Here is a 15,988-nt window from a genome sequence, read left to right as displayed (position 1 = left end):
CGACGAGGGCTATGACGACCAGGGAAATGCCTGCACCCTGCGTATGTGAGCCGTCCATCGAACGTACGATTCCGGTGTGAGTGTTGCATCGGCCGTACTACTGGCAATTGCCGCGGCCTTCGTGGGATACCTCGTCGGCGGTGTTCTGATCCCGTACCTCAACACTCGACACTCGGAGCGCCGCCGCGCCACCTCCGGATTGACGATGTCGCAGGTACTGGACCTCATCGTGCTGGCGTCGGAGAGCGGTATCGCCGTCGTCGATCAATTTCACGACGTCGTGCTGTCGAATCCTCGGGCCGAGGAGCTCGGCCTGGTGCGTAACCGTTCCATCGACGAGCGGGCGTGGGCCGCGGCGACGAAAGTGCTGTCCGACGGCAATCCCGTCGAAGTCGATCTCAGTGCCAAGGCCCCCCGGCCCGGCCGCGACAAGATCGCCGTCCGGTGCGTCGCGCGACTGCTCAGCAAAGAGGACCGACGGTTCGTCGTTCTCTTCGCCGACGACGATTCCGAGCAGGTACGGATGGAGGCCACGCGTCGCGACTTCGTGGCCAACGTCAGTCACGAACTCAAGACGCCGGTCGGTGCGATGAGCCTGCTGGCCGAGGCGCTGCTCGAATCCGCCGACGATCCCGATTCCGTCCGGCACTTCGGCGGCAAGGTCGTCGCCGAATCCAAACGCCTGGGCAACATGGTGACCGAGCTGATCGCGCTGTCGCGTCTGCAGGGGGCCGAGAAACTGCCCGACCTGGAAGTGGTCGACGTGGACACCGTCGTCAACGAGGCGATGGACCGGTCCAAACTCGCTGCCGAGAACGCGGGCATCTCCGTCACCACCGACCACCCGAGCGGGCTCGAAGTACTCGGCGACCAGGCACTACTGGTGACGGCGCTGGCCAACCTCATCCAGAACGCGATCGCGTACTCCTCCGACGGTTCACCCGTCTCGGTCAGTAGGGCACTGCGCGGATCGAACGTGGCGTTCGCCGTCACCGACCGCGGACTCGGTATCGCCAAGGCGGACCAGGAACGCGTCTTCGAGAGATTCTTCCGCGTCGACAAAGCTCGGTCGCGGGCCACCGGCGGGACAGGCCTCGGCCTTGCCATCGCCAAACACGTCGCAGCCAACCACAACGGCAGCATCTCGCTGTGGAGCAAGCTGGGCACCGGATCCACCTTCACCCTCCAGATCCCCGCGTACTTCGAAGAAGAAGACGACGCCGCGGTTACAGAAAGAGAGAATCAGTGACCAACGTTCTGATCGTGGAAGACGAAGAGTCGTTGGCCGATCCACTGGCCTTCCTGCTCCGCAAAGAGGGGTTCGAGGCCACCGTCGTCGGCGACGGACCGTCGGCTCTGGCCGAATTCGATCGTGCCGGCGCGGACATCGTGCTGCTCGACCTGATGCTTCCCGGAATGAGCGGCACCGACGTGTGCAAGCAATTGCGTTCGCGCTCAGGCGTTCCGGTGATCATGGTGACCGCGCGCGACAGTGAGATCGACAAGGTCGTCGGGCTCGAACTCGGTGCCGACGACTACGTCACCAAGCCGTATTCGGCCCGTGAGCTGATCGCTCGTATCCGCGCCGTACTGCGCCGCGGCAGTGACGCCGAGGTCGATGGCGGCACCGACACCGGAGTGCTCGAAGCCGGTCCGGTGCGGATGGACGTCGAACGCCACGTGGTGATGGTCGGATCCGATCAGATCACGTTGCCGCTCAAGGAGTTCGACCTGCTCGAATACCTGCTGCGCAACTCCGGCCGGGTACTGACCAGGGGCCAGTTGATCGACCGAGTGTGGGGTGCGGACTACGTGGGCGACACGAAGACTCTCGACGTGCACGTCAAACGGCTGCGGTCGAAAATCGAGACCGACCCGGCCAAGCCGGAGCATCTCGTCACCGTGCGCGGTCTGGGCTACAAGCTCGAGGGGTAGAGCCTGCGGCATGTGAGTGGAAAAGCGTAGTGGGCTACGAGTTTCCACTCACGTGCGGCGCCAGCCGCTCTACCGGCGCTGGGCCTCACGAGTGGCCGGATGTACGGCAATCAGACCGAGGCCACGGCGACGCTTGCACAGTGACGCCAATTCGTCGTACGCGGCCTTGCCGAGCAACTCGGTCAATTCCGGCTTGTAGGACTCGAACACCTGCTTCGCGCCGACGTGCGCGTCGGGTGAGCCGGAGCAGTACCAGTGCAGATCGAGTCCGCCTTCGCCCCAACCGCGTCGGTCGTACTCGCCGATGGTGGTCTTGAGAATCTCGGAGCCGTCGGGACGCGTCACCCAATCCTGGGTGCGCCTGATGGGCAACTGCCAACACACGTCGGGCTTGACCTCGAGCGGCTCGATGCCTTTGCGCAGCGCCATCGAATGCAATGCGCACCCGATGCCACCCTCGAACCCGGGTCGGTTCTGGAAGATGCACGCACCCTTGTACCGCCGCGTGCGCAGAGATTGCTCGTCGTCGAGATCGTCGTATTCGACGTATCCCTTCTTGTCCAGACCCTTGTCCATCAGCTGCCAGTCCTGCGGCGTGAGCAACTTCACCGACTCGTCGAGCTTGCGTTTGTCGTCCTCGTCGGACAGGAACGCGCCGTGCGAACAGCATCCGTCGTCGGGGCGACCCTCGACGGTGCCCTGGCAGGCGGGGGTACCGAACACGCAGGTCCAGTTGGACAACAGCCACGTCAGATCGGCGGCGATGACATGTTCGGCATTGTCGGGGTCGGGAAACTCGACCCATTCTCGCGGGAAATCCATCTCGACCTCTGCAGCGAACGGTGGCTGCTCACGACCTGCTGTCACAAAGGACGACGCTAGACCCAGTACCGTGGGGTTGTGCGATTAGGGGTGCTCGACGTCGGTAGCAACACTGTGCATCTGCTCGTAGTGGACGCACACCGTGGCGCACACCCGACGCCGATGAGCTCGAGCAAGGCGACGTTGCGCCTGTCGGAGAACACCGACGCGTTCGGCAACATCACTCCTGCGGGTGCCGATCGGCTCGTCGACGAGGTGCGTGAGTTCGCCGCCATCGCCGCCCGGTCGGGTTGCAGTGAACTGATGGCGTTCGCCACCTCCGCGGTGCGCGACGCCTACAACTCCGACGACGTTCTCGCGCGTGTTCTCGCCGAGACCGGAGTGGCCCTGGAAACCCTGTCCGGCGTGGACGAGGCCAGATTGACGTTCCTGGCCGTGCGCCGCTGGTACGGCTGGAGCGCCGGGCGCATCCTCGGACTCGACATCGGCGGCGGATCGCTGGAACTGACCAGCGGCAGCGACGAGAATCCCGACGTGGCGTTCTCCCTGCAGCTCGGTGCCGGCCGCCTCACCCGGGACTGGCTCGACGAGGATCCTCCGGGAAAGCGTCGTATCGCCGTTCTTCGTGACTGGTTGGATGCCGAACTCGCGACACCGGCCAAAGAACTGTTGGCTGCGGGCGATGCGGACCGCGCGGTGGGAACGTCGAAGACATTTCGTTCGTTGGCTCGCTTGACCGGTGCTGCGCCTTCCGCAGCCGGTCCGCGAGTGACGAGAACGCTGACGGCGAGCGGTCTGAGGCAACTCATCGCGTTCATATCGCGGATGACGGCCGCCGACCGTGCAGAATTGGAAGGCATCAGTGCCGACAGGTCACCACAACTGGTGGCCGGGGCGCTGGTAGCGGAGGCGAGCATGCGGGCACTGTCGGTGGAATCACTCGAGATCTGTCCGTGGGCGCTGAGGGAAGGTTTGATTTTGAGGAAGCTGGACACCGAAGCCGACGGCGATCTGGTGGGGAGTTCGAGATGAGCGACGCCAACCCGGAAGACACCGGGCAGATCTCGGTCGCCGAGCTGTTGGCCAGAAACGGCCAGAAGACCAACCTGACGGCAGGAGGGCGACGCCGGCGAGGCGTCAAGGGCGGCATCTCCGTGGCCGAACTGACCGGGGAGATTCCCGTCGTTCGTGACGAACCCGGCGACCGCAGCGCACCCGTCGTCGACGAGCCGCGGGACGAAGCTCCCGATACCGCTGCGAACGAGACCAAGAGCAGCGCATCCGACGGCGACACGACCACGTCGTCCAGGCCGCAACCGGCCCGGCCCCAGAGCGCACGCCCGACCCCGTACCAACCGGCAGGCAAGCGCGACAAGCAGCAGCCCGAACCGGAACTGCTGTCGGGCTCCACGACCGTCGCCGGAGACCTGCTCAATCGATCTCACGACGACACCGCGCGCGGGTTGCGGCCCGCTGCTCCTGCCGCGCAAGCATCGGAGCGACGCCCGTACGGGTCGACCCAGGCCGAGCAGGGACGGGCCCGTCGATCGGCGGGATTCCAGCCGCCGCGTTCGACCGAATCCGCCGAACCCAAGACCGACGTCACCTCGCGTGCGCCGCTCGTGGAGAGCCCACATGCCGCTCTCGTCGAGGTGGACGACCTGGCGAAGACCGCGGTCACCCCGCGCATCACGCGCGCTAACGAGGTCGACGACAAGAAGACCGCCGACAAAAAGACCGCTGTTAAGAAGATCGCGGACGAGAAGGCCACTGATGAATCGGCCGACGAGGCCGGCACTCAGGTCATACCCGAGGTAGTCGACCTCACGAAGCCGACCACCGACGACGACCCTGCCGACTCGAAGACCGCCGACACCCCGAGTACCGGCTCGCGTGCCGATCGACGCAAGTCGGCGAGCAAGGACAAGGCGAGCAAGGACACTGCGAGCAAGGACACGGCGAGCAAGGACACGGGAAGCAAGGACAAGTCCCCGGTCAAGGGCAAGGGCGGCGCGGTTCGGCAGTGGCTGGTGCTCATCGGGCAGGCAGTGGTGTCGATCGTCGTCGGTGCGCTGCTGTTCAAGGGCTTCGAGCAGCTGTGGGACGTGCTGCCATGGGTGGCGCTGGTGCTGTCGGTGCTGGTCATCGTCGGTCTCGTCGCGGTGGTGAGGATTCTCCGGCGTACCGATGATCTGGTCTCGATCGTCATTGCCATAGCCGTCGGTGTGTTCGTCACACTCGGTCCGTTGGCCTTCCAGCTCAGTACCGGCTGAGTTTCGACAACGATGGCGGCGAAGCGAATCAAGGTCGGATTGTCCACGGCCTCGGTGTACCCGCAGAACACCGAGGCAGCGTTTCGCTATGCCGCCGATCTGGGTTACGACGGCGTCGAACTGATGGTGTGGGCCGAATCGATCAGTCAGAACGTCGATGCGGTGGCTGCGCTGTCACGTGAGTACTCGATACCGGTGCAGGCCATCCATGCGCCGTGTCTGCTGATCTCACAGCGCGTGTGGGGATCGGATCCGATCGTCAAACTGGCCCGGTCGGTCGAAGTGGCCGAGAAGCTGGGTTCGGCGACCGTCGTCGTGCATCCGCCGTTCCGCTGGCAGCGCAAGTACAGCGATGGATTCGCCGATCAGGTGGCGGAACTCGAATCGAACTCCCACGTCGTGGTCGCGGTAGAGAACATGTTCCCGATGCGTGCCGACAGATTCTTCGGGCGCAAGGAGAAATCCGCCCAGCGGCTCGAACGACGGGGAGGCCCGGGAGCGGCGCTGTCGGCGTTCTCGCCGTCGTACGACCCGACCGACGTCGGTCACGGCCACTACACACTCGACCTCTCGCACACCGCGACCGCAGGCTCGGACGCACTCGAGATGCTCGACCGGATGGGCGACGGGATAGCGCACCTGCATCTGGCCGACGGCCGCGGCGCGTCCGTGGACGAGCATCTGATCCCGGGGCACGGCAGCCAGCCCTGCGCCCAGGTCTGCACCGAACTGGTGCGGCGAGGATTCGACGGTCAAGCCGTCATCGAGATCAACACTCAGAATGCGCGCACGGTGCCCGAGCGTTCGTCGATGCTGGACCAGGCGCTGCAGTTCGCCCGCGCACACCTGTCCTGACTGCCGGTAAGTTGTCCGGAATGAGTTCCACCAGCCCGTTCCGGGCCGCAACCACACTGGTCCCACTCGACGTCTCCGCAGACACGGCGTCCTTCGCCGGTGCGATCGATTCCACCTGGACCATCGGCCCCAAAGTGCACGGCGGGGCGATGCTCGCCATCTGCGCGGCCGCGGCGCGTCAGCAGATCGTGCTGATCGACCCGGCCCAGGTCGAGATCCAGCCTTTGGCCGTCAGCGTCAGCTATCTGGCCGCGCCCGACCCAGGCGAAGTGGCGCTCACGACGATCGTGCGCAAGCGCGGCAGGCAGGTCTCGCACGTCGACGTCGAGCTGACTCAGGCCGGACGCGTCGCAGTGCGGGCGGTGGTCACCCTCGGTCGGCCCGACTCGGAGGAACCGAACCACGAAACCCCGTTGTCGCTGACGTCGATGGCCGCGGAGCCTCCTGCGGACACCCTCGCGGTGGCAGGCGATCACCCCATGGCGTCGATCGTGCACGTCGCCAAGGGCTGCGAGATGCGGATCGAACCGTCGTCGGCATCGTTTCTCACCGGTCAGCAGGGTGAGGCCGAAATTCGACTGTGGGTGCGCCCCTTCGCGGGCGACGAAGCCGACGCCGACACGTCGGTGCTCTTCGCGTTGATGGCAGGCGACATCTCGGCCCCGGTGACGATGAACCGCGGAATGTTCGGCTGGGCGCCGACGGTCCAGCTGACGACATATCTGCGTCGCCGCCCGGCTCCGGGGTGGCTGCGAGTGGCAGCGACCAGCTCCGTCATCGGCAGCACCTGGTTCGAGGAGGACCACCTGATACTCGACTCGACCGGTGCCGTGGTGGTGCAGAGCCGACAGTTGGCGATGGTGCCGCGCTCGAACTGACATGGCAGGCTTGGCCGTATGACGAGAATTGCAGTGATCGGTGGCGGACGGATCGGCGAGGCATTGATTGCGGGACTCCTCGAGGCCGGTCATGCCGTGCGCGACCTCGTGGTCGCCGAGAAGTCCGAGCCGCGCGCCAAAGAGATCGCGAAGGACTTCGGAGTGCTGACCGCCAGTGTCGCCGACGCGGCCGAGGGAGCCGACGTCATCGTGCTGGCGGTCAAGCCGGCCGACGTCGAGGGCGCACTGAATCAGATCACCAAGATCGAGCTCGACGGTGACCGCGAACAACTCATCGTCTCGCTCGCCGCAGGCGTGCCCACCGCCAAGTTCGAGCCCAAGCTCCCCGCCGGATTCCCGGTCGTACGGGTCATGCCCAACACCCCCATGCTGGTGGGGGAGGGCGTCAGTGTGCTTGCGCCGGGGAAGTACGCCCGCGCCGAGCACCTCGAGCTCGTGCGTTCCATCCTCTCGGCCGTCGGCAAGGTCGTCGTCGTCAAGGAACATCAGCTCGATGCGGTGACGGCCGTGTCCGGGTCCGGTCCGGCCTATTTCTTCCTGGTCGCCGAGGCCATGATCGACGCGGGAGTGGGCCTGGGATTGAGCCGGGATGTCGCGTCTGCACTCGTCGCACAGACGATGGTGGGGTCGGGAGCGATGCTGGATCGCTCGGACGAGTCCGCCAGCGAGCTTCGGTATGCCGTGACCTCCCCGGGCGGAACGACCGCCGCGGCGGTACGCGAATTGGAGCGAAACGGCCTCCGAGCTGCGTTTTTCGATGCTCTCGGTGCAGCCAACGCCCGATCGATTGAGATGGGCATCACAGCAGAATAAAAAATCTTTTCCCCACACCCGTCGCAGTAACCCCATCTGTCCCTATAGGCTCGGGGGCAGCACGTGCGTGTCTGTTCGGCAGGAGGGGAAGCCTGCCGCATGAGACGTGCCGGAGGTAAGTGGATTGATGGCGTCTATAAACAAGCCGTCCAAGGGTTCGTCCCCGGACGGTCAACCGGCTCTGGCCGGAACACAGTTCCTCACTGTCGCCGAGGTGGCGACTCTGATGAGAGTTTCGAAAATGACCGTGTACCGACTGGTGCACGGCGGAGAGCTGCCCGCAGTACGGGTGGGTCGATCTTTTCGTGTGCACGCCAAGGCGGTACACGACTATCTCGAGACCTCGTATTTCGACGCAGGCTAGTGCACGTAGCTAGGTCGTAAGACCGGGCCGGTTTCGTAAGTCACGGCTCACACCGGTAGGATTGGCGTTCGTCGTGCCAGCCAGCCGGTGTGCAGCCGTGGGCGAGTACGTGGCCCCAGCGCCAGCTCGGTGACCAAGGTTGTTGGCTCGAAGCCTTCGGGCTTGGTTGTCAGGTAGGCGTACGCAAACGGCGTGCGCGAAAACGCTAGAGAAGAACGTGAGGACACCCGCATGGGTTCAGTGATCAAGAAGCGTCGCAAGCGCATGTCGAAGAAGAAGCACCGCAAGCTGCTTCGTCGTACCCGCGTGCAGCGCAGGAAACTCGGCAAATAAGCCTGCCGTCATCTGCTTCACGGCCGAGCCCGTCACCATCGGTGGCGGGCTCTGCTCGTTCGAAGGCGAGTTGCATCTCTCCTTCCAGGCCTCCTTTCCTTTCAGACCTCGCGGAAACCTGTCGATCCAGTAGGCTCGGCACGGGAGCCGAAGTTGGGGAGGCGCAGTGAGTCCGAGCGATCGTGGTGTTGCCGCGCCCCGGGTGGTGCTCGTGACCGGTGCCAGTCGATTCCTCGGCGGATACCTCGTGACCCGGCTCGCTCAGAATCCTCGCATCGAACGTGTCATCGCCGTCGACGAGAAATCTCCGAGCAAAGATCTGCTGCGACGTATGGGTCGCGCGGAATTCGTTCGTGCCGACATTCGAAACCCGTTGATCGGCAAGGTGATTCGTAACGCCGGCGTCGATACCGTGGTGCATGCGGCCACGGTCGCCAAGCCCCCGAAATCCGGCGGCCGCGCGACGATGAAAGACCTCAACGTCATCGGAGCCATGCAGCTGTTCGCGGTGTGCCAGAAGTCGCCGACCGTGGAGAAGGTGGTCCTGCGGTCGTCGTCCTCGGTGTACGGATGCAGCGCCAAGGATCCGGTGAAATTCACCGAGGAGATGAGTGCCCGACGCCCACCGAGCGGCGCGTACGCCAAGGACACCATCGACATCGAGGGCTACATTCGCGGACTCGGTCGTCGTCGCCCGGATATCGCGGTATCGATCCTGCGTATGGCCCCACTGATCGGCCCGCGGCTCAACGGCACCATCTCCCGGTACATGACGTCACCGCTGATCCCGAGCATCGTCGGACGCGACGCGCGCATGCAGTTGTTGCACGAGGAGGACGCCCTTGCGGCCCTCGAACGCGCGACCATCGGCGGGCCGGCGGGCACGTTCAACATCGGTGCCGACGGCACCATCATGCTGTCGCAGGCGATTCGACGTGCCGGTCGCGTGCAGGTTCCGGTGCCGTTTCCACTGTTCAAGAGCGTGGGGCGGGCGCTCATGGGCGGAATGATGCGCGAATTCACGACCGAGCAACTCGATTACTTCCATTTCGGCTGCGGGCTGGACACCACACGGATGCGGTCCGTGCTCGGGTTCGAGCCTCGGTGGACCACAGTCCAGGCGTTCGACGACTTCGTGCGCGGCGCGGCTCTTCGGCCGGTCGTCCGAACCGAATGGGTCGACGCGATCGAGAATCGGCTGCTCGGGGCCGTCGACACGGGGGCGTCCGCGGCGCGCGTACTGGCCTCGCTCGGCAGTGCCGACACGGCGCGAGAATCCGGAGCGGACAGTTGAGCGACGTGGCCAAAGTCATTCCCTTGCACGGCGGCGCGTCCGCCCGGTCCGCCCGCGCAGCGCAGGGTTCACGCGAGCGGCACCCATCGGCCTACGCCGATCCACGTGAGCCGACGCCGCTGGTGGACCCGACCCCCGCCGCTTCTGCGGCCACGATCTCCGCAGAAGCGGCACCCGTGCTGTCGATGATCGACGACACCAAGACCGCGATCGTCGACCAGATCTCCTCGGTCGCCGAGTTCGTGCGTCGACGCCTGGCCGGCGACTACAGCGTCGACGAGTTCGGCTACGACCCGCACTTCGCCGATGCCGTGTGGCTGCCGCTGCTGCGTCCGCTGTTCGACAAATGGTTCCGCGTCGAGGTCAAGGGCATCGAGAACATCCCCGCCGAGGGAGGTGCGCTCGTCGTGGCCAACCACGCCGGAGTCGTACCGGTCGATGCGCTGATGACGTCGGTTGCCGTGCGCGATCATCACCCTGCCCACCGGCCGTTGCGAATGTTGGCTGCCGACATGGCATTCGAGATGCCCGGCGTCGGCACGATCGCCCGCAAGGCCGGGCATACGCTGGCGTGCAATCCCGACGCGGAGCGGCTGCTGCGCACCGGGGAAGTTGCCGCCGTGTTCCCGGAGGGCTTCAAGGGCATCGGCAAACCGTTCAGTGAGCGGTACAAGTTGCAGCGGTTCGGCCGCGGCGGGTTCGTCTCGGCTGCACTGCGAACGGGTGCGCCGATCATTCCGTGCTCCATCGTCGGGTCAGAGGAGATCTACCCGAAGATCGGCGACATCGCCCCGCTGGCACGACTGATGGGGATGCCGTACTTCCCGGTGACACCGTTCTTCCCGCACCTCGGGCCGCTGGGCCTGATTCCGTTGCCGTCGAAGTGGTACATCGAGTTCGGCAAGCCCATTCACACCGACTCCTACGACGCCACCGCGTTCGAGGATCCGATGGTGCTCTTCGAGCTGACCGACCACGTGCGCGAAACCATTCAGCACACGCTGTACCGACTGCTTGCCAAGAGACGCAACGTCTTTCTCGGATAGCTCGGGTTATCCTCTGCCAGTGCATATTCGCGACACCATGGTAGAAGACCTCCCCGACATTCTCGACATCCACAACGATGCGGTCGCCAACACCACCGCCATCTGGGACGAGGAACAGGTGGACCTCGCCGATCGCACAGCGTGGTTCGAGGGACGGATCGCTGCCGGGTACCCGGTACTCACCGCGGAGGTCGACGGGCGGGTCGCCGGCTACGCGTCGTACGGACAGTGGCGAGTCAAGAGCGGCTACCGGCACTCGGTGGAACATTCGGTGTACATCCACCGCGACTTCTATCGCCGCGGCCTGGCCAGTGCCTTGCTGAGCGAATTGATCGACCGCGCCCGAGGCGGCGACATCCACGTGTTGGTGGGGTTCATCGAATCCGAGAACACCACGTCCATCGCACTGCACGAGAAGTTCGGATTCGTTCGCGTCGGACAGATGCCGGAGGTGGGGGTCAAGTTCGGGCGCTGGCTGGACCTGACCCTGATGCAACTGACGCTCTGACCCGACGGACGGGCGAGGTCAGGCCTTGCGGCGACCGATCACCGCGGCGAGACCGCCGCCCACCGCGCCCAGGGCCAGCGCAGTGGGAACACCGATCTTGGCGGCCTTGCGTCCGGTGCGATAGTCGCGAATTTCCCAGCCGCGGTTCTTCGCCAGCTCACGCAGGTCCGGATCGGGGTTGATCGCGACCGCGGTACCGACGAGAGAGAGCATCGGCACGTCGTTGTGGCTGTCCGAATACGCGGTGCACCGCTTGAGGTTGAGGCCTTCACGTACGGCCAACGACCGCACCGCATGAGCTTTGCCGATGCCGTGCAGGATGTCGCCGACGAGACGGCCGGTGAAGACGCCGTCCTTACTCTCGGCGACAGTTCCCAGCGCGCCCGTCAGGCCCAGCCGCTTGGCGATGATCTGCGCCAGTTCGAGGGGAGTGGCGGTGACCAGCCACACCTGCTGACCTGCGTCGAGGTGCATCTGGGCGAGGGCACGGGTGCCCGCCCAGATCTTGTCGGCGATCATCTCGTCGTAGATTTCCTCGCCGAGCCGGCTCAGTTCGGCAGTGGGACGACCGGTGATGAACGAGAGCGCCTTCTCGCGGCCACTGGCCACGTCCTCGCTGTTCTCCTTGCCGCTGACCCTGAATTTGACTTGCTGCCAAGCGAATTGGGCCACGTCGCCCGTGGTGAAGTACTTTCGGGCGGCGAGTCCGCGCGCGAAGTGGATGATCGACGCGCCCTGGACCATGGTGTTGTCCACGTCGAAGAAGGCGGCTGCGGTCAGATCGCGGGGAACCGCTCCCTCGGACTCGACCTGCAGGGCGAGAGCGGCATCGGCGCTCGCTTCACCCGCGACGTTGGCGCGGACCTCCGCATCGGACGGGCCGAACGGATTGCGAATCCGGCGAATACGCCGCTTGCGCTGCTTGTCCCCGTCCGGATCGTTCGTGTCGACCATGTCGACATCGGGCGTGTCCTCGATCGGCAGGTCTGTGCCCCCGTCAGTCACCACGTCCACCTCCCTCGCCAGTACGTCACTCGCAGCCTAATGCGTGTGTCCGACACGAGCGTCGCACGACGGCACCTACCGACGATGAACAGTTCCCGACGCACCGCGCAGCTGTGACCTTCGTCTCTGTTACCGGCATGTCAGAGTGGACGGATGGAAACGACTCCGTCCGGCGTGGCACTTCTCACCCGCGCAGGCTGCCATTCCTGCACCCACGCGTCCGCGGTGCTCCACGAAGTGTGCGCCGAATTCGGCGTCGCCGTGACGGTCATCGACGTGGACGAGGCCGCGGCCGAATCGCCTGACCTGCGCGCGGAGTACGGCGACCGAGTGCCCGTGGTGCTACTCGACGGTGTCGAGCACAGTTACTGGGAGGTCGACGTGCCCCGATTGCGGGCCGATCTGGGCCGGGCAGGGCACCCTAAGAACGTGTGATTGCTCTCCGTGTGCAGGTGAGGGCCGGTATGCGCAACTTTGTTCATTCGTTCACAAGCAGTTACCGTGGTGTGAACAGCATTCGTGAAATAGACACGAACGCAGGATCAGCGTGAAGACCGGCATCGACGCCGTTCGGACGAGGAGCCCCAGACGTGACCGAAGAGCGCCCGTCGCCCAGCGGCGTAGAGCGGGTCATCCCTCAGGCTACGGTCACTCGTCTGGCGACATACCTGCGGGTCCTCTCGATCCTTGCAGACGAAGGCGTTCTCATCGTCTCGAGTGAAGAGCTTGCCACCGCAGCAGGCGTCGGATCTGCGAAATTGCGCAAAGATCTCTCGTTCCTCGGACCCAACGGTGTGCGCGGAGTCGGTTACGACGTCGCGCGCCTGCGCGCCAAGATCGACAGTGCTCTCGGGCTCGACCGTGGCCACCGCGTCGTACTGGCCGGTGTGGGCAACCTCGGTCAGGCCCTCGCCGGATACGGCGGTTTCGCACGTCGCGGATTCACCATGGTCGGCCTGTTCGACAACGACCCCGCGCGAGTCGGCACCGAGGTCGAGGGACTCACCGTTCGGCATATCGACGAGCTCGAAGACGCCTGCCGCGAACTCGAGGCGACCATCGGTGTCATCGCCACTCCCGACGAGGCCGTCCACCAGGTGGCGGGCCGGTTCGTTTCGGGCGGAGTCGAGTGCATCTTGAGCTTCTCGCCGATGGTGCTCGACGTCCCCGACCACGTCGAGGTACGCCGAGTCGACCTGGCCGTCGAGATGCAGGTTCTGTCCTTCAACAGCTCCCGCAACGTGTCCGGGCCGACGATCGTGACGGCCCCGGTGCCGACGCCCGTGTCGGCGTCACCACTGCCTTCCACCTCGCGTCTGGGCCGCAGTCACGGCCCGCGCATCGCCGGTAATCCAAGCCCAGTCAACAGTTCGACAAGAAACGGATCGGTGATTGCACCGTGAGTGTCCTTCTCGTCGGGATATCGCACCGTAGCGCTCCCGTCGCAGTCCTCGAGCGTGTCGCCATCACGGACACCGATCGCCCGAAACTGACCGACAAACTGATGGCCAGCGGAAACATCTCCGAGGTCATGGTGGTCTCCACGTGCAACCGCGTCGAGATCTACGCGGTCGTCGACGCGTTCCACGGCGCACTGACCGCCGTCGGCGAAGTTCTCGGTGAGCACTCCGGCCTCGAAATCGCCGACCTGACCAAGCACGCCTACGTTCGGTACAGCGAGGCAGCCGTCGAGCACCTGTTCGCCGTGGCCAGTGGCCTGGACTCGATGGTCATCGGAGAGCAGCAGATCCTCGGCCAGATTCGATCGGCCTACGCCGCCTCGGACGGTCAGCAGGCATCGGGCCGCGTCATGCACGAACTCGCGCAGCAGGCTCTGCGAGTCGGCAAGCGCGTGCACAGCGAAACCGGCATCGATGCCGCCGGAGCCTCGGTGGTGTCCGTCGCTCTCGACCGCGCCGCAGACGTGTTCGGCGGCTCGCTCCGCGGCCGCACCGCGGTGGTCCTCGGCGCAGGAGCGATGGGCGGACTCGCCGTCGCACACCTGGGCCGCGCCGGAATCGACTCGCTGACCGTCGTCAACCGCACCCGCGAACGAGCCGACCACCTGGCCGAGAACGCCGTCTCGAACGGAATCACCGCCTCCTCGGTCGCGCTCGAGAACCTGGCCGACGCAGTGGCCGCCGCCGACATCCTCGTCACCTGCACCGGTGCGGTGGGGGCCGTCGTCTCCATCGCCGACGCCCACCTCGCACTCGCCCGCCGCGACGCAGACCGGCCGCTCGTGATCTGCGACCTGGGACTGCCGCGCGACGTCGACCCGGCCGTCTCCGGTCTGCCGGGCATCACCGTCTTCGACATGGAATCCCTGCAGCGCGACCCCGCTGCCGGAGCTGCCGCGAACGACGCGTCGGCCGCACGCGAGATCGTTTCCAACGAACTCTCGGGTTACCTTGCGGGACAACGACTTGCCGAGGTCACGCCCACCGTCACAGCGCTGCGCCAGCGCGCCGCCGAGGTGGTCGAGGGGGAACTGCTGCGGCTCGAGTCGCGGCTGCCCGGGCTCGACTCCCCGCAGCGTGACGAAGTGGCCCGCACCGTGCGCCGCGTCGTCGACAAGTTGCTGCATTCACCGACGGTGCGCGTCAAGCAGCTCGCCAGCACTCCCGGCGGAGATTCCTATGCTGCGGCGCTGCGCGAATTGTTCGAGCTCAGCCCCGGTTCGGCCGAGGCCGTGGCGACTCCCATGGAAATCGGCTCCCTGGAGTTGGTCGACGACTTCACGGCGAGCCGTACCGATCTTCGCCCCGGAACCACCGCCGAGGGGGATCAGGAATGACCGGCGTCGTCAAGATCGGTACTCGCGGAAGCCTTCTCGCGACCACTCAGGCCGATACGGTTCGGGTGGCTCTCGCAGCGGCGGGAGTCGAAGCCGAACTGGTGATCGTCAAGACCGCAGGCGATTTGTCGGCAGCACCGGTGCAGACCATCGGCGTCGGAGTGTTCACCGCGGCGTTGCGTGAGGCCCTGGCCGACGGCACCGTCGACATCGCCGTGCACTCGTACAAGGATCTGCCGACCGCCGCCGACGAGCGCTTCACCATCGCTGCCATTCCGGCGCGTGAAGATCCCCGCGATGCACTGGTGGCCCGCGACGGGCTCGTGCTCGGTGAGCTGCCCGCCGACGCGAAGGTGGGTACCTCCGCACCCCGCCGAATTGCTCAATTGCGTGCTCTCGGACAGGGATTGGACGTTCGACCCCTGCGCGGCAACCTCGACACCCGCATCGGCAAGGTGGCCTCGGGTGAGCTCGACGCCGTCATCGTCGCGCGGGCAGGACTGGCCCGTATCGGCAGGTTGGACGTCGTCACCGAAGCGCTGGATCCGGTGCAGTTGCTGCCGGCTCCCGCACAGGGTGCACTGGCCGTCGAATGTCGCAGTGGCGACACCGATCTCGCCGCCTCCATCGCCACACTGGACGATGCACATTCGCGGGCCGCAGTGGCCGCCGAACGCGGACTGCTCGCCGAACTCGAAGCCGGCTGCACCGCGCCGGTGGGTGCCATCGCCGAGGTCGTCGAGTCCATCGACGAGGACGGCCGCATCTTCGACGAGTTGTCGCTTCGCGGCTGCGTCGCGGCCATCGACGGCAGCGACACCATTCGCGCGTCGATCGTCGGGTCACCCGACCGGGCCGAGGAACTGGGCCGCGAACTGGCCCGCGAACTACTCGATCTCGGTGCACGCGAACTCGTTTCGGTCACCGAACCAGCACAGGGCGGATCTCATGTCTAGGGCAATAACGGCACCCGTTCGCGGACGCGCCAAACGCGCGGCGACCCGTCCCGTAGTGCGAAGAGAGTCGATCGCCACTGCCCGGCTG

Annotated in this window: 18 protein-coding genes; 16 read left to right on the top strand and 2 right to left on the bottom strand. The window is 65.6% G+C overall.

Annotated elements, in window-relative coordinates; genetic code table 11:
- Positions 1-76: 76 nt before the first annotated feature.
- On the top strand, positions 77-1,249 hold the full coding sequence (locus AB0O58_RS02015; protein ID WP_032372357.1) for an ATP-binding protein: 1,173 nt from the start codon (positions 77-79) through the stop codon (positions 1,247-1,249).
- The gene (locus tag AB0O58_RS02010) at positions 1,246-1,935 is read left to right on the top strand and encodes a response regulator transcription factor (RefSeq protein ID WP_027498361.1); all 690 of its coding nucleotides are present in this window, start codon (positions 1,246-1,248) and stop codon (positions 1,933-1,935) included. The genes AB0O58_RS02015 and AB0O58_RS02010 overlap by 4 nt, the downstream gene beginning before the upstream one ends.
- 69 nt (positions 1,936-2,004) lie before the next feature.
- Here the strand turns inward: AB0O58_RS02010 and AB0O58_RS02005 are convergent, their stop codons facing one another.
- A complete protein-coding gene (locus tag AB0O58_RS02005; RefSeq protein ID WP_052061317.1) occupies positions 2,005-2,757 on the bottom strand; it encodes a hypothetical protein in 753 nt (250 codons plus the stop codon).
- A gap of 78 nt (positions 2,758-2,835) precedes the next feature.
- Here AB0O58_RS02005 and AB0O58_RS02000 point away from each other — a divergent pair, with 78 nt between their 5' ends.
- From AB0O58_RS02000 to AB0O58_RS01955, 10 genes are all read left to right on the top strand, one after another.
- Positions 2,836-3,789, top strand: coding sequence for a Ppx/GppA phosphatase family protein (locus AB0O58_RS02000; RefSeq protein WP_032365208.1), 954 nt, complete (start codon positions 2,836-2,838; stop codon positions 3,787-3,789).
- A complete protein-coding gene (locus AB0O58_RS01995; RefSeq protein ID WP_366237777.1) occupies positions 3,786-5,030 on the top strand; it encodes a hypothetical protein in 1,245 nt (414 codons plus the stop codon). Before AB0O58_RS02000 ends, AB0O58_RS01995 begins: the two co-directional genes overlap by 4 nt.
- A 12-nt stretch (positions 5,031-5,042) precedes the next feature.
- Positions 5,043-5,885: a sugar phosphate isomerase/epimerase gene (locus AB0O58_RS01990; RefSeq protein WP_032365210.1), complete on the top strand. Its 843-nt coding sequence runs from the start codon at positions 5,043-5,045 to the stop codon at positions 5,883-5,885.
- Between the two features lie 20 nt (positions 5,886-5,905).
- Positions 5,906-6,763: a thioesterase family protein gene (locus AB0O58_RS01985; protein WP_032369773.1), complete on the top strand. Its 858-nt coding sequence runs from the start codon at positions 5,906-5,908 to the stop codon at positions 6,761-6,763.
- Positions 6,764-6,781: 18 nt separating this feature from the next.
- Complete coding sequence (gene proC, locus AB0O58_RS01980; protein ID WP_027498355.1) at positions 6,782-7,597, top strand: pyrroline-5-carboxylate reductase; 816 nt, start codon at positions 6,782-6,784, stop codon at positions 7,595-7,597.
- A gap of 127 nt (positions 7,598-7,724) precedes the next feature.
- The gene (locus AB0O58_RS01975; protein ID WP_008713658.1) at positions 7,725-7,961 is read left to right on the top strand and encodes a helix-turn-helix domain-containing protein; all 237 of its coding nucleotides are present in this window, start codon (positions 7,725-7,727) and stop codon (positions 7,959-7,961) included.
- Between the two features lie 231 nt (positions 7,962-8,192).
- A complete protein-coding gene (locus AB0O58_RS01970; protein ID WP_003402602.1) occupies positions 8,193-8,294 on the top strand; it encodes an AURKAIP1/COX24 domain-containing protein in 102 nt (33 codons plus the stop codon).
- 166 nt (positions 8,295-8,460) lie between these two features.
- On the top strand, positions 8,461-9,588 hold the full coding sequence (locus AB0O58_RS01965; RefSeq protein WP_366237776.1) for an NAD-dependent epimerase/dehydratase family protein: 1,128 nt from the start codon (positions 8,461-8,463) through the stop codon (positions 9,586-9,588).
- Entirely contained in the window at positions 9,585-10,634 is a 1,050-nt protein-coding gene (locus AB0O58_RS01960) for a lysophospholipid acyltransferase family protein (RefSeq protein ID WP_032399453.1), read from the top strand. Before AB0O58_RS01965 ends, AB0O58_RS01960 begins: the two co-directional genes overlap by 4 nt.
- Before the next feature lie 37 nt (positions 10,635-10,671).
- A complete protein-coding gene (locus AB0O58_RS01955) occupies positions 10,672-11,142 on the top strand; it encodes a GNAT family N-acetyltransferase (protein ID WP_269431362.1) in 471 nt (156 codons plus the stop codon).
- 18 nt (positions 11,143-11,160) lie between these two features.
- On the opposite strand, the gene AB0O58_RS01950 is transcribed toward AB0O58_RS01955, so the two are convergent.
- On the bottom strand, positions 11,161-12,096 hold the full coding sequence (locus AB0O58_RS01950) for an HAD-IB family hydrolase (protein ID WP_045840673.1): 936 nt from the start codon (positions 12,094-12,096) through the stop codon (positions 11,161-11,163).
- 204 nt (positions 12,097-12,300) lie between these two features.
- Between AB0O58_RS01950 and AB0O58_RS01945 the strand changes: the two genes are divergently transcribed.
- From AB0O58_RS01945 to hemC, 4 genes are all read left to right on the top strand, one after another.
- Positions 12,301-12,582: a glutaredoxin family protein gene (locus tag AB0O58_RS01945; RefSeq protein WP_027498351.1), complete on the top strand. Its 282-nt coding sequence runs from the start codon at positions 12,301-12,303 to the stop codon at positions 12,580-12,582.
- Positions 12,583-12,737: 155 nt separating this feature from the next.
- Complete coding sequence (locus tag AB0O58_RS01940) at positions 12,738-13,550, top strand: redox-sensing transcriptional repressor Rex (RefSeq protein WP_027498350.1); 813 nt, start codon at positions 12,738-12,740, stop codon at positions 13,548-13,550.
- Positions 13,547-14,944 (top strand): glutamyl-tRNA reductase, encoded by a 1,398-nt coding sequence (locus AB0O58_RS01935; protein ID WP_032399451.1) that lies wholly within the window; start codon positions 13,547-13,549, stop codon positions 14,942-14,944. Before AB0O58_RS01940 ends, AB0O58_RS01935 begins: the two co-directional genes overlap by 4 nt.
- On the top strand, positions 14,941-15,900 hold the full coding sequence (gene hemC / locus AB0O58_RS01930) for a hydroxymethylbilane synthase (protein WP_027498348.1): 960 nt from the start codon (positions 14,941-14,943) through the stop codon (positions 15,898-15,900). The genes AB0O58_RS01935 and hemC overlap by 4 nt, the downstream gene beginning before the upstream one ends.
- Positions 15,901-15,988: the final 88 nt, after the last annotated feature.

This window comes from Rhodococcus sp. NPDC080181 (assembly GCF_040702225.1).
In the GTDB taxonomy this organism is placed as follows: domain Bacteria; phylum Actinomycetota; class Actinomycetes; order Mycobacteriales; family Mycobacteriaceae; genus Rhodococcoides; species Rhodococcoides fascians.
This window is presented reverse-complemented; position numbering and strand designations above follow the sequence as displayed.